Raw genomic sequence first — 25,636 nt, 5'->3', positions numbered from 1 at the left:
AATGTCGCCTGGAGGCCGCCGACGTGGCCGTGCTCAAGGTGCAGCCGCTCGGAGGAGTGCGCCGCTGCCTGCAGCTGGCCGAGGACCTGGCAATGCCGGTGGTGGTCAGCTCCGCACTCGAGACGAGCATCGGCATCCGGATGGGGGTCGCCCTGGCCGCGGCCCTGCCCGAGCTGCCCCATGCCTGCGGGCTCAACACCCTGGTCCTGTTCGAGGGCGACGTGTGCTCCCGGCCCCTGGTCGAGGCCGACGGGTGCCTGCCGGTCGGCGAGGTGGCCCCCGACCGCGAGGCGCTGGTCGCGGTGCAGGCGCCCACCGATCGGGTCGAGTTCTGGGCCGAGCGAGCCGCCGAGGCCGCCCGATCGCTGGTGACCCGATGAGCTCCTGGCTGCTGGCCCAGTGCGTCGTCGAACAGCTGCGCCAGGCCGGCGTCGAGCACGTCGTGCTGGCGCCGGGTTCCCGCAATGCGCCCCTGTCGATGGCCCTGCACCGGGCCTCGGTCCAGGCGGGCGCGGACGGCCCCGACCTGCACCTGCACGTGCGCATCGACGAGCGTTCCGCCGGCTTCCTGGCCCTGGGCCTGGCCCGCGCCAGTGAGTCTCCGGTGGCGGTGGTCACCACCTCGGGAACCGCCGTGGCCAACCTCGCTCCCGCCGTGATGGAGGCCAATGAGGCCGGTGTGCCGCTGGTGGTCCTCTCGGCCGACCGGCCCCTGACCATGGCACATTCGGGGGCCAACCAGACCGGGACGCAGTTCGGCCTGTTCTCCTCCCAGGTGCGCCACCAGGTGCAGCTGACCAGCGACGGCGAGCCCACCAGCTGGCGCTTCCAGCTCAGACGAGCCCTCGCCGAGGCCGCCGGCAGCCGCACCGGCGCTCCCGGCCCGGTCCAGGTGAACCTGCACCTCGACGTGCCCCTGATGCCCAGCGACGAAGAGCTGCCCCCGCCAACCCCATGGCAGCTGGAGCCCGCCGCCCCCACCCGCGCGGTGCTGCTCGACGCCGCCCGGCACACGGTGGTGCTGGCCGGGGACGCGAGCCCTGCCGTCGGCCGTCGAGCTCTGCAGGTGGCCCATGCCGGGGGAGTGCCGCTACTGGCAGAACCGTCCAGCAATGCCCGCGCGGGCCGGGCCGTCAGCACCTACCGGCTGCTGCTGGGCAAGGAGGGCCTGGGCGACCGCATCGACCGCGTGATCGTCTTCGGACACCCCACGCTGTCCCGGCCGGTCACCCGGCTGCTGTCGCGCGAGGACGTCGAGGTCATCGTGGTCGCCGACGGGGCGCGCTGGCCGGACCCGGGGATGCGCGCCTGCCGCGTCGTGGGCGACGTCGACCTCGCCCCCGCTCCCGACGAGCACTGGCTCAACCGCTGGCTCACCGCCGACTGCGACCTGCAGACCCGCCTGGGGCTGGCATCACGCCCCGAGTCCGGTGAGGAGCCGGAGCCCACCGGCCATGCCGTGGCCGCGCTGGTGGTGGAGCGCACCGCCGGGCAGGTGCTGGTGCTGGGCTCGTCCAACCCGATCCGCGACGCGGACCTCGCCCCGGTGCCCGATGCCCTCTACCAGGATCCGGAGGCGGCCACCCGCGTCTTTGCGAACCGTGGCCTGGCAGGGATCGACGGGGTCATCTCCACCGCGGCCGGGATCGGCCTGGGCCTCGACGAGCCCGTCACCTGCCTGCTGGGCGACCTCACCTTCCTGCACGACTGCGGCGGGCTGTGGCTGGGGAGCCTGGAGGAGCAGCCGCGGCTGCGGCTGGTGGTGCTCGACGACCGCGGCGGCAGCATCTTCCACAGCTTGGAGCAGGGCGGCGAGCAGCACGAGGCCAGCTTCGAGAAGGTCTTCGGCACGCCGCACCAGGCAGACCTGGCCGCCCTGGCCGCCGCCCATGGCTGGAAGGCCACCACGGTGAGAGACCTGGAGGAGCTGGGCCAGCGGCTGCGGGTGCCGGTGCGCGGCCCCGAAGTGCTCGTGGTCCCGGTGGCCCGTGACGGGCGCCGCGCCTGGGCCCAGCGCGTCGCCGGGCTCTGAACCGGCGGGTGATGGACCCGCGGGTCCGGTGGGCGAGGGCCAGGTCGCCCCGACCTCAGGACTGGGGGACGCCCGCGTCCGGCTTGGCCTCGTCGAGGGTCCGCAGCCAGGCCCGCACCTGGTGGGTGGCTCGCACGTCGTCCTCGTTGTACTCCAGCACCCGGGTGCGGGCCCGCTCGCGCACCTCTGGGTCCTGGTCCTGGACGGCCTCGCGGAACCAGGCCTGCGAGTTCAGGCCGCCCGGGTCCTCGTCGCGCCACTCGAAGCCGGGCCCCGAACGGGCAACCACCTTGAGCCCGAGCCCATGGGTGCCGAAGAAGTGGCCCTTGACCAGGTCGAAGAGGTCGACGAAGTGGCGTCGCACCCGTCGGGCCGCGGCCAGTACCTCAGGCTTGGAGCAGCGCTCGGCCAGGCGCAGCAGGTGCACCACCTCGTAGTCGGAGTAGTGGTAGACCCGCGCATCGGGGTGCAGCCGCAGCATCGTGTCCAGCCAGGTGATCGCCTCGGCGGCCAGTGCCACCTCGGCGGCATTGTCCATCTCGGCGAAGCGCGAGAAGGACTTGTAGTAGGGCTCGCCCGAGCGGGTGCGGTCGTCGACCAGGAATCCCCACAAGTAGACGCGGTCCGCCGCGGAGGTCTCGATGTCCAGGTCGATCTCGAGGCTCGCCTCGGGCAGGTCCACCGGATCGGTCGCCAGCCTCTCCAGCTGCACCCCGGCGAGCATCAGCGAGGCGCGCCGCGCGGCCAGCCGCAGCCGCGAGTCGGCGCCGCTGCGGTGGCCCACCTCGGGCAGGTAGCTGTCCATCAGGGACTCGACATCGGCATCGGCCAGATCGGCCAGGGTATTGATGCCGTGGCTGCGCAGCACGCTGATCTCGCGCACGTCCAGCGGCGACTTGCTGATCCGTAGGCTCAGGTCGTCGTCGTCCAGCTGCGGCTTGCACGCCTCCCACCAGGTGCACTGCTCGCACTCGCGGATCACGATCGGCTGGACCATCGGGCGGGGGTCGTCGACAGCACCGGTGCGGCGTGCAGCCACCTGCGCCACCTTCAATCGGAAGCCGAACTCGTGCTCGTAGCGCTCCATGGGGCTGCGCAGCTTCCAGCCGGTGGCCGCGGTGCGCGAATAGGTGCGGATCATCTTGCGGTCCAGCTGCACCCAGCTGACCACCAGGCCCGCGTGGCCCTCGACGTGGTCGGTGCCCACCAGGCCCGCGACCATCGACGGATCGGCATGGCCGCAGGCCTCCAGCAGCCGCCAGTAGTGGGCCAACTGCAGCAGGTCGGCTTCGCGCGAGGCCTTGATCGTCATCTGCCAGGCCACCGATTCCGTGGTGGGGTCGGCCAGCGGGCTCCAGTGGCAGGGGTGCTCGCCGTGGCCCATCTCCTGCACCCGGTGCCGCTTGGCCTCCACCGCACGGTAGCCATGGCCGGTGTCGTCGAGCGTGCAGGAGCGCACCAGGGCGTCAGGGCTGCCGGTGCGGTGCCCGACCGGATCGTCGGGCAGGCGGGGACACAGCACGACGGCGCGTCCCGCCGCGAGGGCCTCGAGGGTGAGCCGTTCGGCCTCGGCCGGGTCGTCGACCCCGCGCAGGTCGGCCACGTCCTTGCCTGCGGACAAGAGCTCCAGCACCTCGCCGCCGAAGGTCCTGCCACCGGCGAAGAGCTCGGTGAGCGCCTCGTCTGGCTGGCTGCGGGGTCGCTCGACGGTCCGGTCATGACGGTTGTGGGTCTTGACCGGGCAGGATCGCGCCGCATAGGGGTCGAGCAGGATCTCCATCGACGTGGGCTCAGGCCTTCCAGCCGCGGTGCAGGGCGACGATGCCGTGGCTCAGGTTGCGCCAGCCGACGGCCTTCCATCCCACCTGGTCCATCATCTCGGCCAGTTCCTGTTGGGCCGGCCAGGCCAGGATCGACTCGAAGAGGTAGCCATAGGCAGCCGGATTGCTGGAGAACCTGGTCAGTGCCGGGATGGCGCGCGGCAGCCACTGCTCGTAGACGAAGCCGAAGGCCCCATTGGTGGGCTTGCTGAACTCGCAGATCACCACCTGGCCGCCGGGACGGGTGACGCGCAGCATCTCGGCCAGGGCGCCCGAGGTGTCCTCGACATTGCGCAGGCCGTAGCTGATCGTCACGGTGTCGAAAGTGTCGTCGGCATAGGGCAGCTGCAGCGCGTCACCGGCGACGAACTGCAGCCCGGGCTGGCGCTCCCGCCCCACGCGAAGCATGCCCAGGCTCAGGTCGGTGGGGAAGACCTCGGCGCCCTCCGCGGCAAAGGTGGCAGCCGAGGTGCCGGTGCCGCCGGCAAGGTCGAGCACCAGCTGACCGGGCCTCGGGTCGACGGCCTCGACCACATCGCGGCGCCACTGGCGCTGCAGGCCGAAGGTCATGACGTCATTCATCAGGTCGTAGCGCTGGGCGACGCCGTCGAACATCTGGGCGACGTCGGCGCGGCGCTTGGCAAGGGTGGCACGGGTCTCGAACACGCAGTCATTCTTCCACGAGCCGCCGACAGTTCCCGATGCCGAGCGGCGCCCACGGTCCGGCGCCCGGTCACCGATGGCGCACAATGGGGGCCATGGCATCGCGCAAGACCGTCCTCAAGGTCACAGATCTCACCCGGTCCTATGGGGACCACGTCATCGTCGACGGCTTCAACCTGAAGGTGGCCGAGGGGGAGGCGGTCGCGCTGACGGGGCGCAATGGCGCCGGCAAGTCCACCGTGCTGCGCTGCATCATCGGCGCCGACCGCCCCACCAGCGGCAGCGTCGAGGTCTGCGGGCTGCGGATGCGCGAGACCGACCCCGAGATCCGCCGCAATGTGGCCACCGTCATCGACGACCTCGACTTCTTCCCCGACCTGTCGGTCGTGGAGCACCTCGACCTACTGGCCCGCGCCCATGGCCTCCACGACCCCGACGCGATCGTCGACGAGGTCCTCGACGAGGTGCAGCTGGTTCCGCAGGCAGCCCAGTTGCCCGGCACCCTGAGCTCCGGCCAGCGCCGGCGCCTGGCCCTGGCCACAGCCTTCGTGCGCCCCCGTAAGCTGCTGGTGCTCGACGAGCCCGAGGCGCGCCTCGACGTGGAGGGTGTCGCCTGGCTGGGCCGCCGCCTGCGCGCCGACCTCGACGACGGGCTGGCCGTCGTGATGGCCTCCCACGAGCCCTCCCTGGTGGAGGCCGTCGGCGCCCGCATCGTGGAGCTGGGCGGGCCGCGCGGATGAGCGCCCAGCGCGCGGACCGGGTCCTCGACGACGCAGCGGACGTCGCCACGCCGCTGTCCTCGGACGTGGAGGTCGACGAGAAGCAGTTGCGCCTGCTGGTGGGGGACTGGCGCAAGGGCCGTGCCAACCGTCCCCTCTCGCGCCTGCTCGGGGACGGTTACGTGATGGTCTTCGCGCTGGTGATGATCGGCGCGATGCTGGTCAACACCATCCGCGAGGCCCAGCGGATGGCGGCCAGCTGCGAGACGGCCGGCTGCACCTCGGGCCGTTCCCTGCTGCCCTGGGCAGCACTGGCCGGTGTGCTCGCCATGGCGCTGGCCGCCTGCCGCATCTTCGGTCCGGTGCTCGCCAGCGCCGCGGAGGGCTTCTGGCTGATGGACTCACCAATCCGGCGTTCCCGCCTGCTGGCCCGACGGCTCGTGCTGGCCGTGGCGCTGGCGGTGGCCGGTGGGCTGGTGCTCGGTGCGCTGGTGGCGGCCCTGACCGGCTCTTCGGCAGCCGGGGTGTTGGCCTGGAGCGGTGCCTGCGGTCTGGGTGCAGGCGGGCTGGTGGCCTTCGCCGCGGCGGAGCAGGGAGCGGAGCGCACCTGGACGGTGCGGGCCCTGCAGGGCCTGGCCGGACTGGCGGGCCTCGGCACCATGCTGGCGGTCATCGCCACCGCCACCGGACACCTCGACTACCGCCCCGGCGACATGCTCGCGCTCGAACTGCCGGCCCTGGTGGCCGCGCTGGGTCTGGTGCTGCTCGTGGTGGCCGGCCTGGTGGCCAGGGCCCGTCTGGGCGGCATCCGCCGCGCCCGCCTGATGGCCGGCGGCTCGATGGCCAGTGGCCTGCAGGGCGCCATGTTCGGGCTCGACCTGGGCCTGATGCGCGACATCCTGGTGGAGCGGGAGGCCGTCGAGCGCGGTCACGTGCGCGCCACGCGCGGCCGTGGTCTGGGTACCACTGCACTGTTCTGGCGCGACGTCCAGCGCGCGATCCGTTTTCCCCGCCCGCTCTTCCTGCTGGCCGTCTCCGCCGTGGTCCCCTATGCCGTCTCGGCGCTGGGCCTGGGCCGGTTGAATGCGGCCATCTCGGCGATCGTGCTGATGGCGGCCCTGGTGCCCTTCTTCGCCAGCCTTCGTGTGCTCACCAGGTCCAAGGGCCTGGCCCGGTGCCTCCCGTGGAGCACCAGCCAGCTGCGCGGTGCCGCGAGCATTCTGCCCGGCATCCTGGCCGGTGCGTGGAGCCTGGCCGTGCTGCCCGCCTTCCTGGGGGCCGGCACCTCAGATCCTGCCCCGCAGGCCCGGACCCCGCTGGTGGCGCTGGTCTGCGGTGTGGCCGGTTTCATCGCCGCCTTCCGCTGGGTGGCGGCCAAGCCGCCCGACTACTCCGGTCCGATGGTCTCCACCAGTGCCGGTGCCTTGCCTCCGGGTCTGGCCACGAACCTGGTTCGCGGCTTCGACATGGTCGTGTTGATCACCCTGCCGGTGGTCTTCGGGCTCTCGCCGTGGATCAGCCTGGTCATCGCCGCGCTCGCCTGGTCCATCCTGCGGATGGGCGGGCTGGACCCCGACGAGATCGCGGCCCAGAAGGAGGAGCAGGAGCGGATGCTGGCCGAGGCCAAGAAGGGTGGCGCCACCCGGCGTTGATGGTCCACCAGGGCCGCCAGCCGGTGGCGGCAGGCGCCAGCCCTGGGCCGACGCGCCGGCGTCTCACTCGCCGGTGAGCGCCTGCCGCATCGGCGTGAACTTGGCCAGCGTCTCGGTGAGTTCCTCCTCGGGAACCGAGTCGCGCACGATCCCGCAGCCCGCGAAGAGCTGCATCTGGTGGGGGTCGACGGCACTGAGCTGTCCGCCGCGCAGGGCGATCGCCCACTCGCCGTCGCCCTGGGTGTCGATCCACCCGACCGGCCCGGCGTAGTGGCCGCGGTCGAGCTGTTCGAGTTCGCTGATCAGCTCACGTGCCACCGGGGTGGGCGTGCCACAGACGGCAGCCGAGGGGTGCAGGGCGGCGGCCAGCGCCAGCGACGAGGTGCCGGGCGTCACGACTCCGGTGATGTCAGTGGCCAGGTGCAGCACATTGGGAAGCTCCAGCACATAGGGCGCGTCGGGCACGTTCATGCCCGAGCACCAGCTCTCCAGCGCGTCGGCGACGGACTCGACGGCGTACTCGTGCTCGCGCAGGTCCTTCATCGAGCCACTGAGCGTGGTGGCCAGCTGCGAGGCGTCGGCGGCATAGGGGCGACGGATGGTGCCGGCCAGCACGCGCGAGGTGGCCAGGCCCCCCTCAGTGCGCACCAGCATCTCGGGCGAGGCGCCGACGGTGCGGTCCACCAGGTAGGTCCAGCAGTCGCGGTAGCGGTTGACCAGCTGGCCGACCAGCCATCGCGGGTCGATCGGGGACTCGGCGCGGGCCAGCATCTCGCGAGCCAGCACGATCTTCTCCACGCCGCCCTCGCGGATCAGGCGCACGGCCTCGGCGACGCTCTCGCACCAGCGCTCGGCGTCCTGGGTCCCGTCGACCAGCTCGACCCGGCCGGGCGGGGTGGGGTCGGGCTGCACCTTGGGCATCCGGTCGGTCACGTCACCGTGGCCGATGCGGGTCATCCAGGCCTTGCCGCGGCGGCGGCCCAGGACGACCTCGGGCACCACGAGCACGGAGGGTTCATTGGACCGGTCACCGTCGAAACTGAAGGAGCCGAAGGCGATGGGGCCGGTACCGGAGACACCCAGGAGTTCGGTCTCGTTCTCGACCTCCTCGGCGAACTGCTGCCACCACACGTCGGCGGCCTCCGGGGAGTCGGTGGTGAAGCGGGCGACCTCGCCGATGCCGATGACGCCGTCGCCGCGGCGCAGGAAGGCCTGGGCCGGGCCGTCGGGGAGGAACCTCTCCAGGTTTCCGGGGTCGTCGATGGCGACGGTGCGGGCACGCAGTCGCTCGGAGCCTGGGTTGACGATCACCCCGGCATGCTATCCAGTCGACGGCCCGGGGCGAAAAAGGCGCGGGCAGCCACCCTTGGGGTCGAATTAAGTAAGCAAGTGATGCCCTAAACCGATTCTGTTCCGCCTTGTGGGGGCCGAGTCGAGGGCATCTGGGGGTCGGTTGGGACACCGGGCGCGCAAGACCCTAGACTCAGCTCGTGACCACACTTCCCCGGGCGTCTTCTGCTGCCTGCCCACCGGGTGGAGTGCAGACGAACAACAGGAGGGTAGATGTCGGTCGACGCGCCTGACGCCATTCGCCGCGCGGACGCCATCGTCGTCGGCGCCGGACCGGGTGGATCGGCCACCGCCGCACACCTGGCCCGCCGGGGCCTGGACGTCGTACTGCTGGAGAAGGCCACCTTCCCGCGCGACAAGATCTGCGGCGACGGCCTGACCCCCCGTGCCGTGCGCGCCCTGGTCAAGCTCGGCGTCGACATCAGCGAGGCCAATGGCTTCCACCGCAACGAGGGTCTGCGCATCTACGGCGGCGCCTCCCAGGTGGACGAGGGCACCGACCTGTTCATGCCCTGGCCCGAGCTCACCGACTTCCCCGACTTCGGCCTCACCTGCGCCCGGATGGACCTGGACGAGAAGCTCGCCCGCCATGCCGCCTCCCTCGGGGCAGAGCTCGTCGAGGGTGCCAACGTCAGCGCACCGGTCCTGGATGGCGACGGACGCATCACCGGTGTCGAGACCAAGGACGGACGGCGCTTCATGGCCCCGGTCGTGGTGGCCGCCGACGGCGTCAGTTCCCGCCTGGGCGTTGCCATGGGCGTGCACAAGCTCGACGAGCGCCCGATGGGCGTGGCCGTGCGGGCCTACTACGTGAGCCCTCGCGGCAATGACGACTTCATGGAGTCCTGGCTGGAACTGTGGGACGGCGAGCCCGGCAAGTCCGACGTGCTGCCGGGTTATGGCTGGATCTTCCCCATGGGCGTCGACGCCCAGGGCCGCAGCGTGGTCAACGTCGGACTGGGCATGCTCGACAGCTCCGAGGCCTTCGGCAAGACCGACTACAAGGATCTGATGCGCCGCTGGCTCGAGGCCACCCCGGCCGAGTGGGAGCTGCGCGAGGAGAACCGGCTGACCCCGATTCGGGGTGCCGCGCTGCCGATGGGCTTCAACCGCAAGCCTGCTTATGCCAAGGGCCTGCTGCTGGTCGGCGACTCCGGCGGCATGGTCAACCCCTTCAACGGGGAGGGCATCGACTACGCCCTGGAGGCCGCCGAGCTGGCTGCCGACGCGATCGCCCAGGCCCATGCCCGCGGCATGGGATCCAGCGCCGCCGAGAAGGCACTCGAGGGCTACAGTTCGCAGTTGGAGAGCGCCTTTGGTGGGTACTTCCGGCTGGGGCACGTCTTCGCATGGCTGATCGGCAAGCCCGCCGTGATGCACGTGTGCATCAAGTACGGCCTGCCGCGGCGCCGGCTGATGAAGCTGGTGCACAAGCTGCTGGCCAACCTCACCGATCGCCGGGGCGGCGATCTGGACGACCACATCATCAACACCCTCACCCGACTGGCACCCAAGGCATGACGACCAGCCGGAACAGCACCACCACAGCATCCCCAAGGAAGGGCGTCAGGGCATGAATCCCTACATTCCGATCGTCGGACTGGCAGTACTGGCTGCGCTCTTCGTCCTGGTCATGGTCGGGCTGAACCTGCTGTTCAGCCCCACCCGCATCAACCGGGCGAAGCACGAGACCTATGAGTGCGGCATCGACCCGACGCCCCAGGCGAGCGGTGGCGGTCGCTTCCCGGTCAAGTACTACGTGATCGCGATGCTCTACATCATCTTCGACATCGAGATCGTCTTCCTCTACCCGTGGGCGGTCAGCTTCAACAGGCTGGGAACCTTCGCCGTGGTGGAGATGCTGCTGTTCATGGCCACCGTGCTGGTCGCCTACTTCTACGTCTACCGCCGCGGCGGTCTGGACTGGGACTGAGACCCAGCGAAACGAAGGGAAAGCAATATGAGCCACGACGAAGACGGCAGCGTGCTGCTCGCCTCATCCGAGGCGGTGGTTGGCTGGCTGCGCAAGACCTCCTTCTGGCCGCTGACGATGGGCCTGGCCTGCTGCGCCATCGAGATGATCTCCTACGGCGGCCCGCGCCACGACGCCTCGCGCTGGGGCCATGAGGTCTTCCGCGCCTCCCCGCGCCAGGCCGACCTGATGATCGTGTCGGGACGACTGAGTCAGAAGATGGCCCCGGTCGTACGCCAGCTCTACGACCAGATGCCCAATCCCAAGTGGGTCATCTCGATGGGCGCCTGCGCCTCCTCGGGCGGCATCTTCAACAACTACGCGATCGTGCAGGGTTGCGACCACATCGTGCCGGTCGACTACTACCTGCCCGGCTGCCCGCCCAACCCGGACCAGCTGATCGACGCCATCTTCAAGCTGCGCAAGGACATCCAGCACACCCCGCTGCTGGGCAACGTGGAGCGCACGCACGAGCGCAATGAGCAGGCCGCCCTGGTGGCCACCCCCACCCATGAGATGAAGGGCCTCATGCGATGAGCGACGACAAGACCATCGACGAGCCGGTCCGCTCGCCCGAGGCCGCCCCCAAGGGCGGCGTCGAGCGCGAGGACGCCCAGCCCACGCCGAACGCCCCGGTCACCCTGCACCAGGACGGTGCCTACGTGCTGAAGCAGACCGAGGGCATGTGGGGCTCGGGCTCGCCCGACACCTCCGGCTATGCCGGCATGCAGCGCACCATCGAGGCGCCCGGTGTCGTCCAGCGCCCCTACGGCGGCTGGTTCGACCAGGTCGCCGACCGGATGGAGGAGCTGGTTCCCGGCTTCTCGACCGGACGTGTGATCATCCACCGCGACGAGATCACCTTCTTCGTCGTGCCGCAGAAGCTCACCGCCCTGGCCCGCCAGCTGCGTGACGACCCGGAGCTGCGCTTCGAGGTCTGCAGCACCGTCTCGGGCGTGCACTACCCCGCCCAGCAGGGCGAGGAGCTGCACGTGGTCTACCAGCTGCTGTCCATCACCCACAACCGACGGATCCGGCTCGAGGTCACCCTTCCCGACGGACACCCGCACGTCGACTCGGTGGTGGCCACCTGGCCGATGGCCGACTACCACGAGCGCGAGGCCTGGGACATGTTCGGGATCATCTTCGACGGTCATCCCGGCCTCACCCGCGTGCTGATGCCCGACGACTGGGTCGGGCACCCGCAGCGCAAGGACTACCCCCTGGGTGGTATCCCCGTCGAGTACAAGGGTGCGACGGTGCCCCCGCCGGACCAGCGCAGGAGCTACTGATGAGCCACGCCATGAACGAGGACCTGTACGCCGGCGGCGACAGCACCCCCGTCGACCACGTCTACATGTCCCAGGGCAATGACTGGGACTCCATCGTCGCCGAGCAGGCCGACCGCAGTGACGAGACGATCGTCATCAACTTCGGCCCGCACCACCCGTCGACCCACGGCGTGCTGCGCATGGTGATGGAGCTGGACGGCGAGACCGTGAAGTCCGTGCGTCCCGGCATCGGCTTCCTGCACACCGGCATCGAGAAGAACATGGAATACCGCACCTGGACCCAGGGCGTGACCTACATCACTCGTGCCAACTACGTGGCCAGCATCTTCAACGAGGCCGTCTACTGCCTGGGCGTCGAGAAGCTGCTCGGCATCCAGGCCCCCGAGCGCGCCGACATCCTGCGCGTGATGGCCATGGAGGTCAACCGGATCGGTTCGCACCTGATCGCCGTCGGCACCGGTGGCCTGGAGCTCGGCGCCTCCTCGGTGGCCGAGGTGGCCCTGCGCGAGCGCGAGATCACCCTGGAATTCCTCCAGGCGGTCACGGGCCTGCGCATGAACAATGCCTACATCCGTCCCGGTGGCGTGGCCGTGGACCTGCCCGAGGACGGCCTGGACCGCCTGCGGGCCCTGGTGCAGCGGATGGAGAAGTACCTGCCCGAGCTGGCCGGCTTCTGCAATGCCAACCCCGTCTTCCGTGCCCGCATGTGCGACGTGGCCACCCTCGACCTCACCGCCTGCATGGCGCTGGGCGTCAGCGGCCCGGCGCTGCGCGCCACCGGCTACCCCTGGGACCTGCGCAAGACGCAGCCCTACTGTGGCTACGAGGACTACGAGTTCGACGTGCCCACCTGGGACAGCAATGACTGCTACGGCCGCTTCCGGGTCCGCCTGGAGGAGATGAACCAGTCCGTGCGCATCCTCAAGCAGGTCATCACCAGGCTGGAGGCCACGGCCGGGCAGCCGGTGATGGTCGAGGACCCGCACATCAAGTGGCCGGCGCAGCTGGCACTGGGCCCCGACGGTCAGGGCAACTCCCACGAGCACATCAAGCACATCATGGGCGAGTCCATGGAGGCGCTGATCCACCACTTCAAGATCGTCACCGAGGGCTTCAAGGTTCCGGCGGGCCAGGTCTACACCGCCATCGAGAACCCCTGTGGCGAGCTGGGAATGCACCTGGTCTCGGACGGTGGCACCCGCCCCTTCCGCGCCCACCTGCGCGATCCAGGCTTCAACCACATGCAGGCGATCCCGGCGCTGATGGAGGGCGGCATGCTCTCCGACGTGATCCCGGCCCTGGCCTCCATCGATCCCGTCATGGGCGGTGTGGATCGATGACCACCCGCTCCACAGCAGGGGGGACGACCCCCCTGTCACCCCCCGCAGTACTCGCGCGCAGCACCGTCCGCACCCCGGCCGCACGCGTGAGCGGACAGACCAAGGAGGCCACCGCATGAGCGGCCACGAATTTCAGTCGCACTTCTCCGACGCCACCAGCGGCGTCGACCGCGACGACGAGTCCACCAACATCACCGAGCAGACCATCGAGGAGATGCGCGCCATCGCGGCGCGCTACCCCCAGCCGCACTCGGCCCTGCTGCCGATGCTGCACCTGGTGCAGTCCGTGGACGGTCGCATCTCCCCGGCAGGCGTGCGCATCAGCGCCGAGCTGCTGGGCATGAGCCAGGCCCAGGTGACCGGCGTGGCGACCTTCTACACCATGTACAAGAGGCGCCCGGCAGGCCACCACCACGTCGGCGTGTGCACCACCACCACCTGCGCCGTCATGGGTGGCGACATCCTGCTGGGCTGCATGGAGCGCAAGCTCGGCATCTCCGAGGGCCAGACCACCCCGGACGGCAAGTTCTCGCTGGAGCGCCTGGAGTGCAATGCGGCCTGCGACTTCGCCCCGGTGATGATGGTCAACTGGGAGTTCATGGACAACATGACCCCCGAGAAGGCCGACGAGCTGATCGACGCGCTGGCCGAGGGACGTGAGGTCCGCTCCACCCGTGGCGCGACGATCACCAGCTGGAAGGAGGCCGAGCGCGTGCTCGCTGGCTTCCCCGACGGCCGTGCCGACGAGGGCCCCAGCGCCGGCGAGCCGTCGCTGCGCGGCCTGCGCATCGCCCAGGAGCAGGGATGGCGTGCCCCGACGGCCGCCGAGGTTCCTGCCCCGACCATCGAGGAGGAGGCGAAGTGACCGACATGCTCACCCCGGTGCTCAGCCGCAACTGGGCCGACGACCGGTCCTGGAAGATCACCAACTACGAGCGCCAGGGCGGCTACTCCGCGCTGCGCAAGGCGCTGGCGATGGAGCCCGTCGAGGTCGTCAACACCGTCAAGGACGCGGGTCTTCGCGGACGTGGCGGCGCCGGCTTCCCCACCGGCCTCAAGTGGTCCTTCGTCCCGCAGGACAACCCGAACCCGAAGTACCTCGTCGTCAACGGCGACGAGTCGGAGCCGGGCACCTGCAAGGACATGCCGCTGATGATGGCCAGCCCCCACACCCTGGTGGAGGGCATGATCATCAGCTCCTATGCGATCAACTGCCACACGGCCTTCATCTACATCCGTGGCGAGGTGCTGCACGTGATTCGTCGCGTCCAGCAGGCCGTGCGCGAGGCCTACTCGGCCGGCTATGCGGGCAAGAACATCCTGGGGACCGGCTACGACCTGGACATCATCGTCCATGCCGGTGCCGGCGCCTACATCTGCGGCGAGGAGACGGCGCTGCTCGACTCCCTGGAGGGACGACGTGGCCAGCCCCGCCTGCGCCCGCCCTTCCCGGCCGTCGCGGGCCTGTACGCCTCGCCGACCGTGGTGAACAATGTGGAGTCGATCAGCTCCGTGCCCAGCATCATCGAGCACGGCAAGGACTGGTTCGCCCACATGGGCACCGAGAAGAGCAATGGCTACACGCTCTATTCCGTCTCGGGCCACGTGAAGCACCCCGGCCAGTACGAGGCGCCGATGGGCATCACGATGGGCCAGCTGCTGGAGCTCTCCGGTGGCATCCGTGAGGGCCACCAGCTGAAGTTCTTCACCCCGGGCGGCTCGTCGACCCCGATCTTCACCGCCGAGCACCTGGACGTGCCGCTCGACTACGAGGCCGTCCAGGGCGCCGGGTCGATCCTGGGCACCAAGGCCCTGCAGTGCTTCGACGAGACCACCAGTGTGGTGCGCACCACGCTGCGCTGGGTGGAGTTCTACAAGCACGAGTCCTGCGGCAAGTGCACCCCCTGCCGCGAGGGCAACTGGTGGCTGGTGCAGACCCTGCGCAACTTCGAGCAGGGCACCGCGCAGCCCGGCGACATCGAGAAGCTCCTGGACATCACCGGCAACATGTCGATGAAGTCCTTCTGCACCCTGGCCGACGGCGCGGTTGCCTGCGTCCAGAGCGCGATCAAGCACTTCCGCAGCGAGTTCGAGGCCGGCTACCACACCCCGGCATGGGAACTGTTCCCCTACGAGAAGAGCGCCCTGTTCGCCGATCCCGGCGCCCCCACGGCCCCGCGCCGTGCGGACGAGAACCCTGGAGTACACGCATGAGCGTCGACACCGACAAGACCGCCCCGGTCGCCAAGCCCGACGAGGTCAGCTTCACCATCGACGGCATCGAGATGAGCGCCCCCAAGGGAACGCTGATCATTCGCGCCGCCGAGACGGTGGGCATCGAGATCCCGCGCTTCTGCGACCATCCGCTGCTCGACCCGGCCGGCGCCTGCCGCCAGTGCCTGGTCGACATCCCCGACGCCGGCAATGGCCGTCCGATGAAGCCCTCGGCTGCCTGCACCACCACGGTGATGCCGGGCATGAAGGTGCAGACGGCCGCCAGCAGCGAGGTCGTGGCCAAGGCCCAGGAGGGCATGCTCGAGTTCCTGCTGATCAACCATCCGCTCGACTGCCCGATCTGCGACAAGGGCGGCGAGTGCCCCCTGCAGAACCAGGCCATGAGCCACGGCCGCGGTGAGAGCCGCTACGAGGGCGCCAAGCGCACCTTCCCGAAGCCGATCAACATCTCGAAGCTGGTGCTGCTGGACCGTGAACGCTGCGTGCTGTGCCAGCGCTGCACCCGTTTCAGCTCCCAGATCTCGGGTGATCCCTTCATCAACCTGCAGGAGCGGGGTGCCTTCAGCCAGATCAACACCGACGGCGAGCACGACTACGACTCCTACTTCAGCGGCAATGTCATCCAGATCTGCCCGGTCGGGGCCCTGACCAGCGCCGACTACCGCTTCCAGAGCCGCCCCTTCGACCTGGTCAGCACCACCACGAGCTGCGAGCACTGCGCGGCCGGGTGCGAGCTGCGCGTCGACCACCGGCACTACCAGGTCAAGCGCCGCCTCGCCGGGCTCGACCCGGAGGTCAACGAGGAGTGGAACTGTGACAAGGGCCGCTTCGGTTTCCTGTCGGCCCGCCAGGCTGACCGCCTGACCACCCCGCTGGTGCGCCGTGGTGGGGTGTTGGAGCCCGCCAGTTGGCCCGAGGCCATCGACGCGGCGGTCGCCGGCCTGCGTGCCGCCGCCGGCAGCGTCGGTGTGCTGACCGGTGGACGTCTGCTCAACGAGACCGCCTACGCCTACAGCCGCTTCGCCCGCGGTGTGCTGGGCACCAACAACATCGATTTCCGCAGCCGCCCGCACAGCGCCGAGGAGGCCGACTTCCTGGCCGCCCAGGTCGCCGGGCGCACGCTGGGGGAGTCGGTCACCTATGCCGACCTGGAGAATGTGAAGAAGGTCGTCCTGGTGGGCTTCGAGCCCGAGGACGAGAGCCCGATCGTCTTCCTGCGTCTGCGCAAGGCCTTCCGCAAGCGCAAGCTGGAGGTCCTGAGCGTCGGCACGCACCTGTCGCGCGGCTCGGTCAAGATGGGGGCCCGCCTGGTTCCCGCCCTGCCCGGCTCCGAGGCGCAGGCGCTGGCCCAGCTGGCCCACGACGAGCCCTTCGACGCCGACACCATCGTGCTGGTGGGGGAGCGCGCGGCGCAGTCCGGCGGCCTGCTGTCGGTGGCCGTCCAGCTCGCCGGGGCTGCCCGTCTGGCTTGGATCCCGCGGCGCGCAGGAGACATGGGTGCCATCGAGGCGGGCTGCCTGCCCAACCTGCTGCCGGGTGGCCGTCCGGTGCACGACGTCAGCGCCCGGGTCGACCTGCAGGCCGCATGGGGTGTCGACCGGCTGCCCAGCCAGGTGGGTCTGTCGACCGACCAGATGCTCCAGGCCGCCGCCACCGGCCGTCTGGGCGCGCTGGTGGTCTCCGGTGTCGAGCTCGCCGACCTGTCCGACCCCGCCGGTGCCCGCGCGGCGCTGGAGCAGGCGGGCTTCGTGCTCAGCCTCGAGCAGCGCCTGTCCGAGGTGAGCGAGCGCGCAGACGTGGTGCTGCCCGTGGCCCTGCTGGAGGAGCAGGCAGGGTCGTTCACCAACTGGGAGCACCGGGTGCGCCCGGTGCAGGTGGTGCGCAAGCAGAACAATGCCCCGATGACCGAGATCCGCGTGCTGGCCGCCCTGGCCGACGCGATGGGTTCCGACCTGGGCTTCCGCAATGCCACCCAGGCCGCCGCCGAGCTCGCCGAGCTGCGCGACTGGGAGGGTGCCCGCGGGGTGCTCGCCCCGGTCCAGCCCCAGCAGGCCCCCGCCGGGGTGCTGCTGGACAGCTGGCGACTGCTGCTCGACGGCTCCCGCGGCCTCGACGGTGCGGTGCACGTCAACGAGACCGCACCGCTGCCCGTGGCCCGGGTCTCCGGACTCACGGCGGCCGCCCACGGCCTGGTGCCCGGCGGGCTGGTGCGGATCAGCACCGAGAGCGGCAGCATCGAGCTGCCGGTCGTCGTCGAGGCGCAGATGGTCGACGACGTCGTCTGGCTGCCGGCCAACTCGGCCCCGGCCACCCATGACGCGCTGAGGGCCCAGCTGGGCCAGCCGGTGCGCCTCGAAGCAAGCGCAGTTCGCTCCTCAACGGTTGGAGGTGTGGCATGACGCCACTCAACTCTTCGTCGATCTTCGGTCCCGATCCCTGGTGGATCGTGCTGATCAAGGTGGTCGGCGTCTTCATGCTGCAGCTCCTGTGGTGCCTGTTCAACGTGTGGTTCATGCGTCGCGTGCTGGGCAAGATGCAGAACCGCATCGGCCCGGTCATGAACACGGCCTTCATCAACGGCATGGGCCAGGCCATCGGTGACGGCATGAAGCTTCTGTTCAAGGAGACCTTCATCCCCAAGGGCACCGACCGGCTGGTCTTCAGCCTGGCCCCGGTCATCGCCGGCATCTGCGCCTTCGCCCCGTGGGCGGTGATCCCGCTGGCCGGCGAGGTGAACATGTTCGGCCACACCACGAACCTGCAGGTCACCGACATGCCCATCGCGGTGCTGTTCACCCTGGCCACCGGCTCCATGGCCGTCTATGGCCTGGTGCTGGCCGGTTGGTCCTCCGACAACTCCTACTCGCTGCTCGGTGGCCTTCGCGCCAGCGCCCAGATGATCTCCTACGAGGTTGCGATGGGCCTGTCGCTGGTCTCGGTCTTCCTGATGTCGGGCACCATGAGCACCTCGCAGATCGTCGAGGCGCAGGCCATGCACCTCAACGTCTTCGGCGTCGACGTGCCGCTGCCCAGCTGGTACGCGCTGCTGCTCTTCCCGGCCTTCTGCGTCTACTTCATCTCGATCCTGGCCGAGTCCAACACTCCGCCCTTCGACCTGTCGGAGTGCGAGCAGGAGCTGGTCAGTGGATACTCCACCGAGTACACCGGCTTCCAGTACGGCACCTACTACCTGGCCGAGTTCATCCACATGGCCACCCTGAGCGCACTGGCCGTCACCCTCTTCTTCGGTGGCTACCGGGCGCCCTTCCCCTTCAACATGATCGGCGCCATCGACCAGGGCTGGTGGGGCCTGCTGTGGTTCTTCCTGAAGACCCAAGTGATGATCTTCTGCCTGATCTGGTGCCGAGGCTCGCTGCCCCGCTTCCGCTATGACCAGTTCATGGGCATCGGCTGGAAGCGCCTGATCCCGATCAGCCTGGCCTGGATCATGTGTGTCACCCTGCTGAAGGCGACCATGGGCGCCACCGGTAGCATCCGGATCGCCTTCGCCGCACTGCTGGGTCTGGCCGCCATCGGCCTGGTGGCCTGGATCTTCATGGGTGGCAGTGATGCGACGGATGCGACCGACGACCCGGCGGTCGACTTCGACGCCTTTGCCGGCGGATACCCGGTGCCCCCGATGCCCGGTCAGGAGCTGCCCGGACGGTCGCGCCTGGTGCGCGCCGAGCCGGTCGGCGAGGACCGCGAGACGATCAAGAACGGAGCTGAAGCCTGATGGGCCTCTTCGAGCAGTGGGCCGGATTCGGCATCACTTTCCGCACCATGTTCCGCAAGACCTTCACCCAGGGCTACCCGCAGAACGGCAAGGAGAAGGTCTTCGCACCCCGTTTCCATGGTCGGCACCAGCTCAACCGCTGGCCCGACGGCCTGGAGAAGTGCGTCGGCTGTGAGCTGTGCGCCTGGGCCTGCCCTGCCGACGCCATCTACGTCGAGGGCGCAGACAATACCGAGGATGCTCGCTTCAGCCCGGGCGAGCGCTTCGGCCGCGTCTACCAGATCAACTACCTGCGCTGCATCTTCTGCGGCATGTGCATCGAGGCCTGCCCGACGCGTGCCCTGACGATGACCAATGAGTTCAAGCTCGCCGATCGCAGCCGCGAGGTGCTGATCTACGAGAAGGACCGCCTGCTGGCCCCTCTGCTGACCGGCATGGAGCAGCCGCCGCACCCGCGCCGGCTGGGTGATGACGAGAAGGACTACTTCCTGGGCCTTCCCGCCACCGGGCAGCCCGACGTGCGCACCGGCCCCGCCGGCGCGGCCACCGAGGCCACCCGGGCCCTTGGCCAGGACCAGACCAACCACGGGGGAGTGACCCGATGACTCTCGTCCCGCTCGTGGCCGCCCAGGCGGTCGCCTTCTGGGTCCTCGCACCGATCGCGGTGCTGGGGGCCCTGGGTATGGTGCTCTCTCGCCGGCCCGTGCACTCCGCCATCTGGCTTGCTGCCATGATGATCTCGCTGGCGGGGCTCTACGCCTCCCTCGACGCACCCTTCCTCTTCGTGGTGCAGATCATCGTCTACACCGGCGCCATCCTGATGCTCTTCCTGTTCGTGTTGATGCTGGTCGGCATCTCGACCACCGACTCGGTGGTCGAGACCATCCGCGGCCACCGCGTCGCCTCGGTGCTGGCCTTCCTCGGCTTCGCGTCCCTGCTGGTCGTCGCCGTCGGTGGTGCCATCAACGGCCAGCCCCTGGGGCTGGACGAGGCCCACGCGGTCGAGGGCGGCAATGTGCCGAGCCTGGCCGCGCTGGTCTTCACCAAGTACGTGCTGATCTTCGAGGCGGCCGCCGCACTGCTGATCACCGCCGCGATCGCCGCCATGGTGCTGGCCCACCACGAGGAGCTGCGTCCCAAGGTGCGCCAGGCCGGCAGCCGCGCCAGCCGCATCCGCCGCTACGCCACCGACGGCGTGCACCCGGGCCCCATGCCGAGCCCCGGCGTCTACGCCCGCAGCAATGCGGTGCAGTCGCCGGCCCTCCTGCCGGACGGTTCGGTGGCCGAGAACTCGGTGCCGGCCGCGATGGCAGGCCGTGGCGTCGTCTCGAACCCGGAGCAGCTGGCTGCCCCGACCACCGAGGCCTTCGCCGCCATCGAGTCCGTCAAGGCAGAGGAGGGTCGGGAATGAACCCGAACTACTACCTGGTCCTGAGCGCAATCCTGTTCAGCATCGGAGTCCTGGGCTTCCTGCTGCGACGCAATGCGCTGGTGGCCTTCATGTCGATCGAGCTCATGCTCAACTCGGCAAACCTGGCGATGGTCAACTTCTCCCATGTCCACGGCAACCTCGAGGGGCAGGTGGCCACCTTCTTCGTGATGGTCGTCGCCGCCGCGGAGGTCGTGGTGGGACTGGCGATCATCGTGACCATTTTCCGCAGCCGACGCTCGGCCTCGGTCGACGACGCAAACCTGCTGAAGTTCTGAGGGGGCATCGGTGAATCTTCTCGAGATCGTCACACCCGTCGCCGCGAGCGGAATGTTCCGCTACGCGTGGACGATGATCGCGGTGCCCGCCGTGGTGGCAGCCTTCCTGCTGCTGTCCGGCCGCATCGCCGACAAGTGGGGCCACCTGCTGGCCACCGCTGCCGTGCTGTGGTCCTTCGCGATCGGCACCTGCCTGTTCGGTGAGATGCTGATGGCCGAGCCCGGCGAGCGCGCCGTCGGCCACACATTGTGGACCCTGTTCAGCCAGGGCAACTGGAACATGACCGTCGGCCTGCTGGTCGACCAGCTGTCCATCCTGTTCGTGCTGCTGATCACCGGTGTCGGATCGCTGATCCACATCTACTCGATCGGCTACATGGCCCACGACGAGCGTCGCCGTCGCTTCTTCGCCTATCTGAACCTGTTCGTGGCCGCCATGCTGGTCCTGGTCCTGGGCGACAACTACCTGACCCTCTTCTTCGGCTGGGAGGGCGTCGGCCTGGCCTCCTTCCTGCTGATCTCTTTCTGGCAGCACCGCACCTCCGCGGCGCTGGCCGGCAAGAAGGCCTTCGTGATGAACCGCATCGGTGACCTCGGCCTGATGATGGCCATCTTCACCATGCTGGCCCGCTTCGGCAGCTCCTCCTTCGCCGAGGTCAACGCCAACGCTGCCCAGCTGTCGCCGGGCTGGGCCACCGCGATCGGCCTCTTCCTGCTGGTGGCGGCCTGCGGCAAGTCAGCGCAGTTCCCGCTGCAGGCCTGGCTGCTGGACGCCATGGAGGGCCCCACCCCCGTCTCGGCCCTGATCCACGCGGCCACGATGGTCACCGCCGGCGTCTACCTGGTGGTGCGCAGCCACCACGTCTACGAGCAGACCCAGACCGCGCAGCTGGCGGTCGCGGTGATCGGCACGATCACGCTGCTCTTCGGCGCGTGGATCGGTACCAGCAAGGACGACATCAAGAAGGTGCTGGCCGGCTCCACCATGAGCCAGATCGGCTACATGATGCTCGCGGCCGGGCTTGGCCCCATCGGTGCCGCCTTCGCGATCTTCCACCTGGTCACCCACGGCTTCTTCAAGGCCAACATGTTCCTGGGTGCCGGATCGGTGATGCACGGGATGAGCGACGATGTCGACATGCGCCACTTCGGTGCGCTGTCCAAGGCGATGCCCATCACCTTCCTCACCTTCGCGATGGGCTACCTGGCGATCATCGGCTTCCCCTTCACCTCGGGCTTCTTCTCCAAGGACCACATCATCGAGGCAGCCTTCGAGAAGTCGCCGATCTTCGGTGGCCTGGCCCTGCTGGGTGCCCTGGTGACCGCCTTCTACATGACGCGCCTGATGATGATGACCTTCTTCGGCGACAAGCGCTGGCTCAAGGGCGTGCACCCGCACGAGTCCCCGGCCACCATGACCATCCCGCTGGTCATCCTGGCGATCCTGTCCATCGTGGCCGGCCTGCTGATGAACAACTGGATCGGCGACTGGCTGGCCCCGGCCACCGGTGCCGAGGTGCACCATGCACCCTCGCTCTTCCACGTCACCACGGTCGGCTGGATCACCATGGCCGTCGTCGCGCTCGGCGTGCTGCTCGGCTGGTTCTTCTTCCGCAAGGACATCCCCGCCTACCAGCCCGCCTCCGACAGCCCCTTCGTGCTGGCCGGTCGCAATGACCTCTACGGTGACGCCTTCAACGAGGCCGTCGTCCTTCGACCCGCCGAGAAGCTCGTGGGCCTCACCGGCGTCGTCGACCGCTCCGTCGTGGATGGTGCCGTCATGGGCTCCGCCACCGCGCTGGGTGGCCTTTCCACTGCCGTCCGCAAGCTGCAGAACGGCTACGTCCGCAGCTACGCACTCACCATGGTCGCTGGCGCGGTCCTGGTGGGTTGCGCACTGATCCTCGGCCAGCTGGCCTGAGGGGAGGAGTAACGATGACTTTCCCCCTGCTCACCGCGCTGGCCCTGGTGCCATTGGTCGGTGGCCTGATCCTCTTCTTCGTGAAGGGTTCCGCGGGACGGGTGCTGGGACTGGGCATCAGCCTGGCCACCCTGGCACTCGGCCTGATGGCCTTCTTCAGCTCCGGTGACCTCGCCGAGCAGCACCTGTGGATCGAGTCCATCGGTGCCCACTACGCCCTCGGGCTGGATGGCATGGCCAAGGCCCTGGTCCTGCTCACCGTGATCCTGGTCCCGGTGGTGCTGCTCGCCGAGTGGCACGTGGGCGACCAGCCCGGCACCTGGTCCACCACCAGCTTCTTCGCGCTGGCACTGGTCCTGGAGGGCCTCGCGCTGCTGGTCTTCATGGCCACCGACGCGTTGCTGTTCTACATCTTCTTCGAGGCCACCCTGATCCCGATGTACTTCCTCATCGGTGGCTGGGGCGGTCCCCGACGGGCGATGGCAGCGCTGAAGTTCCTGCTCTACTCGCTGGCCGGCGGACTGGTGATGCTGATCGGCATCATCGGCCTGGGTGTCCACGCCGCAGGCCAGGGCACCCCCAGCCTGCTGATCAGCGACCTGGCCGCCCTGGACATTGCCGGCAGCTCCGGCCGCTGGCTGTGGCTGTGCTTCTTCATCGCCTTCGCCATCAAGGCCCCGATGGTGCCGGTGCACACCTGGCTGCCCGACACCGCCGAACAGGCCACCCCGGGTGCCTCGACCCTGCTCGTCGGCATCCTCGACAAGATCGGCACCTTCGGCATGATCCGGCTGTGCCTGACGGTCTTCCCCGAGGCCAGCCGCTGGGCCACGCCGGTGGTGCTGGTGCTCGCGGTGGTCTCGATCATCTACGGCGCGCTGATGGCCATCGGCGCCAAGGACCTGCTGCGACTGGTCAGCTACACCTCGATCAGCCACTTCGGCTTCATGGTGATGGGCATCTTCGCCTTCACCAGCCAGTCGATGAACGGCACGATCTTCTACATGCTGAACCATGGCTTCTCCACCGCCGCGCTCTTCCTGGCGGTGGGCTACCTGATCCGTCGCCGCGGCTCGGCCGACATCACCGCCTTCGGCGGCGTGCAGAAGCTTGCCCCCGTCGCGGCCGGCATGTTCCTGTTCTCCGGCCTGTCGGCGCTGGCCCTGCCGGGCACGTCGAGCTTCATCAGCGAGTTCATGGTGATGGCCGGCACCTGGCAGCGCCACCCGGTGCTGGCAGCGGTCTCCACCCTGGGCACCGTGCTCGCGGCCCTCTACGTGATGCTGGCCTACCAGCGCACGATGACCGGCCCGGTCACCGAGCAGGCCGAGCAGCACTTCACCAACAATGACCTCGGCGCGCGGGAGAAGGCAGTCCTTGCCCCGCTCGTCGTCCTGCTGCTGGGTCTGGGCTTCCTGCCCAACCCCATGCTCCAGGTCACCAACGACACCGTGAAGGACACCATGGCCCAGGTTGGCATGACTGATCCGGCTCCGGTCGTGAAGGGAGCCAAGTGATGATCCACCTCGCGACGATGGTTCCCCTCGAGATCGCGCCGCCGATGCTCGAGTACCGCCTGCTGGCGCCGCTGATCCTCGTCCTGGTCGGCGCCTGCCTGGCCATGATCGTGGAGTCCACCAGCAAGCAGGGTCCCCGCTACGGGGCGCAGCTGATCGTCACCGCGGTGACACTGCTCGCGGCGCTGGTCCTGCTGGTGCGCAACTGGATGATCGGTGACCGCCGGCTGGCTGGCGTCGGCTCGCTGGCCATCGACGGCCCCACCTACTTCCTGTGGGCGGCGCTGCTGGTCTTCGGATTGATGACCGCGCTGCTGTTTGCCGAGCGCAAGGTCTCGGGTGGGCAGTCCCAGTTCACCCCGATGGGCGCCTCGGTGCCCGGGTCACAGCTCGAGCGCGAGGCCGTCGCGGCGCGTGCCGAGCACACCGAGGTCTTCCCGCTGCTGCTGTTCAGCCTCTTCGGCATGATGCTGTTCGCCTCGGCGAACAACCTGATCGTGATGTTCGTCTCGCTGGAGATCTTCTCGCTGCCGCTCTACCTGCTGGCCGGTCTGGCACGTCGCCGTCGCCTGCTCAGCCAGGAGGCAGCCCTGAAGTACTTCCTGCTGGGTTCGCTGTCCAGCGCGATGTTCCTCTACGGTGCGGCGCTGCTCTACGGCTTCTCCGGCTCCTTCGAGATGCGTGGCATCGACGCGGCCATCACCGCCGGTGTCGAGGGCCGTGGCCTGCTGCTGGCCGGCCTGACCCTGGTCAGCGCCGGACTGCTGTTCAAGCTCGGTGCGGCTCCCTTCCACTCGTGGACGCCGGATGTCTACACCGGCTCCCCGACGCCCGTGACCGGCTTCATGGCCATCTGCACCAAGTTCGCCGCCGTGGTGGCCCTGATGCGCGTCTTCTACGTCGCTCTCGGTGGGGCCCGATGGGACTGGCAGCCGCTGTTCGCCGGCCTGGCGGTGCTGACCATGGCCGTCGGCGCGGTCATCGGCCTGACCCAGACCGACGTCAAGCGCATGCTTGCCTACTCCTCGATCGCCCACGCCGGCTTCCTGCTGGTCGCGATCGTCGGCACCAGCACCGCGGTCACCGGCCTGCCGGTCGGGGGCATCGGCTCCACCGCCTCGGTGCTGTTCTACCTGACCGCCTATGGCCTGTCGACGCTGGGCGCCTTCGCCCTGGTGACGATGGTCCGCAAGGCCGGTGGCGAGGCGACGAGCCTGGCCGCGTGGCAGGGCGTGGGCCGCCGCAACCCGCTCCTGGGTGGCATGATGACCCTCTTCCTGCTGAGCTTCGCCGGCATCCCGCCCACCGCGGGCTTCGTCGGCAAGCTGGTTGCCTTCACCGCCGCCTGGCGGGGCGGCTATGCCTGGCTGGTGGCCCTGGCCATCCTGTTCAGCCTGGTGACGGCCTTCTTCTACATCCGCATGATCGTGGTGATGTTCTTCCGGGAACCCGCCGACGAGCAGGTGGAGGTGGTCGGTGCCTCCTGGATGACTTGGCTGGTCGTGCTGATCGGAGCCATCGGCACCGTCGGGCTCGGCGTGTGGAGCGGTCCGCTGCTCGACCTTGCGGCGCAGGCCTCGGTCTTCCTGCGCTGATCTGCCGAACAGCTCAACCGGCACTGCCCCCGCACCCTGAAGGGTGCGGGGCCAGTCCCGTCTCGGGACCCATGGGGTGCATGGG

21 protein-coding genes and 1 pseudogene are annotated in these 25,636 nt (G+C 69.2%); 19 read left to right on the top strand and 3 right to left on the bottom strand.

The genetic code is table 11. The features are described from left to right. Positions 1-380, top strand: a pseudogene (locus tag ACHFFZ_RS04500) (O-succinylbenzoate synthase); the annotation flags it as partial. Continuing rightward, a complete protein-coding gene (gene menD / locus ACHFFZ_RS04495) occupies positions 377-2,032 on the top strand; it encodes a 2-succinyl-5-enolpyruvyl-6-hydroxy-3-cyclohexene-1-carboxylic-acid synthase (RefSeq protein ID WP_394275465.1) in 1,656 nt (551 codons plus the stop codon). The pseudogene ACHFFZ_RS04500 and the gene menD, both read left to right, overlap by 4 nt. Positions 2,033-2,087: 55 nt before the next feature. On the opposite strand, the gene ACHFFZ_RS04490 is transcribed toward menD, so the two are convergent. Both ACHFFZ_RS04490 and ACHFFZ_RS04485 read right to left on the bottom strand, forming a co-directional pair. Then, positions 2,088-3,812 carry a TM0106 family RecB-like putative nuclease gene (locus tag ACHFFZ_RS04490; RefSeq protein ID WP_394275464.1) on the bottom strand — a complete coding sequence of 575 codons (1,725 nt, stop codon included), beginning with the start codon at positions 3,810-3,812 and terminating at the stop codon, positions 2,088-2,090. 10 nt (positions 3,813-3,822) lie between these two features. Next, positions 3,823-4,518 (bottom strand): demethylmenaquinone methyltransferase, encoded by a 696-nt coding sequence (locus ACHFFZ_RS04485; RefSeq protein WP_394275463.1) that lies wholly within the window; start codon positions 4,516-4,518, stop codon positions 3,823-3,825. 83 nt (positions 4,519-4,601) lie between these two features. Between ACHFFZ_RS04485 and ACHFFZ_RS04480 the strand changes: the two genes are divergently transcribed. Beyond that, complete coding sequence (locus ACHFFZ_RS04480; RefSeq protein WP_394275462.1) at positions 4,602-5,255, top strand: ATP-binding cassette domain-containing protein; 654 nt, start codon at positions 4,602-4,604, stop codon at positions 5,253-5,255. Beyond that, the gene (locus tag ACHFFZ_RS04475; RefSeq protein WP_394275461.1) at positions 5,252-6,886 is read left to right on the top strand and encodes a DUF6297 family protein; all 1,635 of its coding nucleotides are present in this window, start codon (positions 5,252-5,254) and stop codon (positions 6,884-6,886) included. The genes ACHFFZ_RS04480 and ACHFFZ_RS04475 overlap by 4 nt, the downstream gene beginning before the upstream one ends. A 63-nt stretch (positions 6,887-6,949) precedes the next feature. On the opposite strand, the gene ACHFFZ_RS04470 is transcribed toward ACHFFZ_RS04475, so the two are convergent. Beyond that, on the bottom strand, positions 6,950-8,197 hold the full coding sequence (locus ACHFFZ_RS04470) for an isochorismate synthase MenF (RefSeq protein ID WP_394275460.1): 1,248 nt from the start codon (positions 8,195-8,197) through the stop codon (positions 6,950-6,952). 252 nt (positions 8,198-8,449) lie between these two features. On the opposite strand from ACHFFZ_RS04470, the gene ACHFFZ_RS04465 reads away from it, so the two are divergent. The 15 genes from ACHFFZ_RS04465 (at position 8,450) to nuoN (ending at position 25,551) form a co-directional block, all read left to right on the top strand. After that, positions 8,450-9,757 (top strand): geranylgeranyl reductase family protein, encoded by a 1,308-nt coding sequence (locus ACHFFZ_RS04465; protein ID WP_394275459.1) that lies wholly within the window; start codon positions 8,450-8,452, stop codon positions 9,755-9,757. 52 nt (positions 9,758-9,809) lie between these two features. Next, the gene (locus ACHFFZ_RS04460) at positions 9,810-10,169 is read left to right on the top strand and encodes an NADH-quinone oxidoreductase subunit A (protein ID WP_394275458.1); all 360 of its coding nucleotides are present in this window, start codon (positions 9,810-9,812) and stop codon (positions 10,167-10,169) included. Between the two features lie 27 nt (positions 10,170-10,196). Next, positions 10,197-10,745: an NADH-quinone oxidoreductase subunit B gene (locus tag ACHFFZ_RS04455; RefSeq protein WP_394275457.1), complete on the top strand. Its 549-nt coding sequence runs from the start codon at positions 10,197-10,199 to the stop codon at positions 10,743-10,745. Beyond that, positions 10,742-11,500 carry an NADH-quinone oxidoreductase subunit C gene (locus tag ACHFFZ_RS04450; protein WP_394275456.1) on the top strand — a complete coding sequence of 253 codons (759 nt, stop codon included), beginning with the start codon at positions 10,742-10,744 and terminating at the stop codon, positions 11,498-11,500. Before ACHFFZ_RS04455 ends, ACHFFZ_RS04450 begins: the two co-directional genes overlap by 4 nt. A gap of 11 nt (positions 11,501-11,511) precedes the next feature. Continuing rightward, the gene (locus ACHFFZ_RS04445; RefSeq protein WP_394275467.1) at positions 11,512-12,840 is read left to right on the top strand and encodes an NADH-quinone oxidoreductase subunit D; all 1,329 of its coding nucleotides are present in this window, start codon (positions 11,512-11,514) and stop codon (positions 12,838-12,840) included. Between the two features lie 115 nt (positions 12,841-12,955). Continuing rightward, positions 12,956-13,705: an NADH-quinone oxidoreductase subunit NuoE gene (gene nuoE / locus ACHFFZ_RS04440; protein WP_394275455.1), complete on the top strand. Its 750-nt coding sequence runs from the start codon at positions 12,956-12,958 to the stop codon at positions 13,703-13,705. After that, a complete protein-coding gene (nuoF, locus tag ACHFFZ_RS04435) occupies positions 13,702-15,054 on the top strand; it encodes an NADH-quinone oxidoreductase subunit NuoF (protein WP_394275454.1) in 1,353 nt (450 codons plus the stop codon). Before nuoE ends, nuoF begins: the two co-directional genes overlap by 4 nt. Continuing rightward, a complete protein-coding gene (locus ACHFFZ_RS04430; RefSeq protein WP_394275453.1) occupies positions 15,051-17,474 on the top strand; it encodes an NADH-quinone oxidoreductase subunit G in 2,424 nt (807 codons plus the stop codon). Before nuoF ends, ACHFFZ_RS04430 begins: the two co-directional genes overlap by 4 nt. Beyond that, positions 17,471-18,811 (top strand): NADH-quinone oxidoreductase subunit NuoH, encoded by a 1,341-nt coding sequence (gene nuoH / locus ACHFFZ_RS04425; RefSeq protein ID WP_394275452.1) that lies wholly within the window; start codon positions 17,471-17,473, stop codon positions 18,809-18,811. The genes ACHFFZ_RS04430 and nuoH overlap by 4 nt, the downstream gene beginning before the upstream one ends. Then, complete coding sequence (gene nuoI, locus ACHFFZ_RS04420) at positions 18,811-19,416, top strand: NADH-quinone oxidoreductase subunit NuoI (RefSeq protein ID WP_394275451.1); 606 nt, start codon at positions 18,811-18,813, stop codon at positions 19,414-19,416. Before nuoH ends, nuoI begins: the two co-directional genes overlap by 1 nt. Further along, complete coding sequence (locus ACHFFZ_RS04415) at positions 19,413-20,222, top strand: NADH-quinone oxidoreductase subunit J (RefSeq protein WP_394275450.1); 810 nt, start codon at positions 19,413-19,415, stop codon at positions 20,220-20,222. Before nuoI ends, ACHFFZ_RS04415 begins: the two co-directional genes overlap by 4 nt. Further along, the gene (gene nuoK, locus ACHFFZ_RS04410; protein ID WP_394275449.1) at positions 20,219-20,518 is read left to right on the top strand and encodes an NADH-quinone oxidoreductase subunit NuoK; all 300 of its coding nucleotides are present in this window, start codon (positions 20,219-20,221) and stop codon (positions 20,516-20,518) included. Before ACHFFZ_RS04415 ends, nuoK begins: the two co-directional genes overlap by 4 nt. A 52-nt stretch (positions 20,519-20,570) precedes the next feature. After that, the gene (gene nuoL, locus ACHFFZ_RS04405; RefSeq protein WP_394275466.1) at positions 20,571-22,439 is read left to right on the top strand and encodes an NADH-quinone oxidoreductase subunit L; all 1,869 of its coding nucleotides are present in this window, start codon (positions 20,571-20,573) and stop codon (positions 22,437-22,439) included. 14 nt (positions 22,440-22,453) lie between these two features. Then, positions 22,454-23,956, top strand: a complete 1,503-nt coding sequence (locus ACHFFZ_RS04400; RefSeq protein ID WP_394275448.1) for an NADH-quinone oxidoreductase subunit M — start codon at positions 22,454-22,456, stop codon at positions 23,954-23,956. Next, positions 23,956-25,551 carry an NADH-quinone oxidoreductase subunit NuoN gene (gene nuoN, locus ACHFFZ_RS04395; protein ID WP_394275447.1) on the top strand — a complete coding sequence of 532 codons (1,596 nt, stop codon included), beginning with the start codon at positions 23,956-23,958 and terminating at the stop codon, positions 25,549-25,551. Before ACHFFZ_RS04400 ends, nuoN begins: the two co-directional genes overlap by 1 nt. Positions 25,552-25,636: the final 85 nt, after the last annotated feature.

The sequence above is a fragment of the Luteococcus sp. genome, assembly GCF_043424415.1.
In the GTDB taxonomy this organism is placed as follows: Bacteria; Actinomycetota; Actinomycetes; order Propionibacteriales; family Propionibacteriaceae; genus Luteococcus.
Note: the sequence above shows the minus strand (reverse complement) of the source record. Positions and strands in the feature narration are given on the sequence as shown.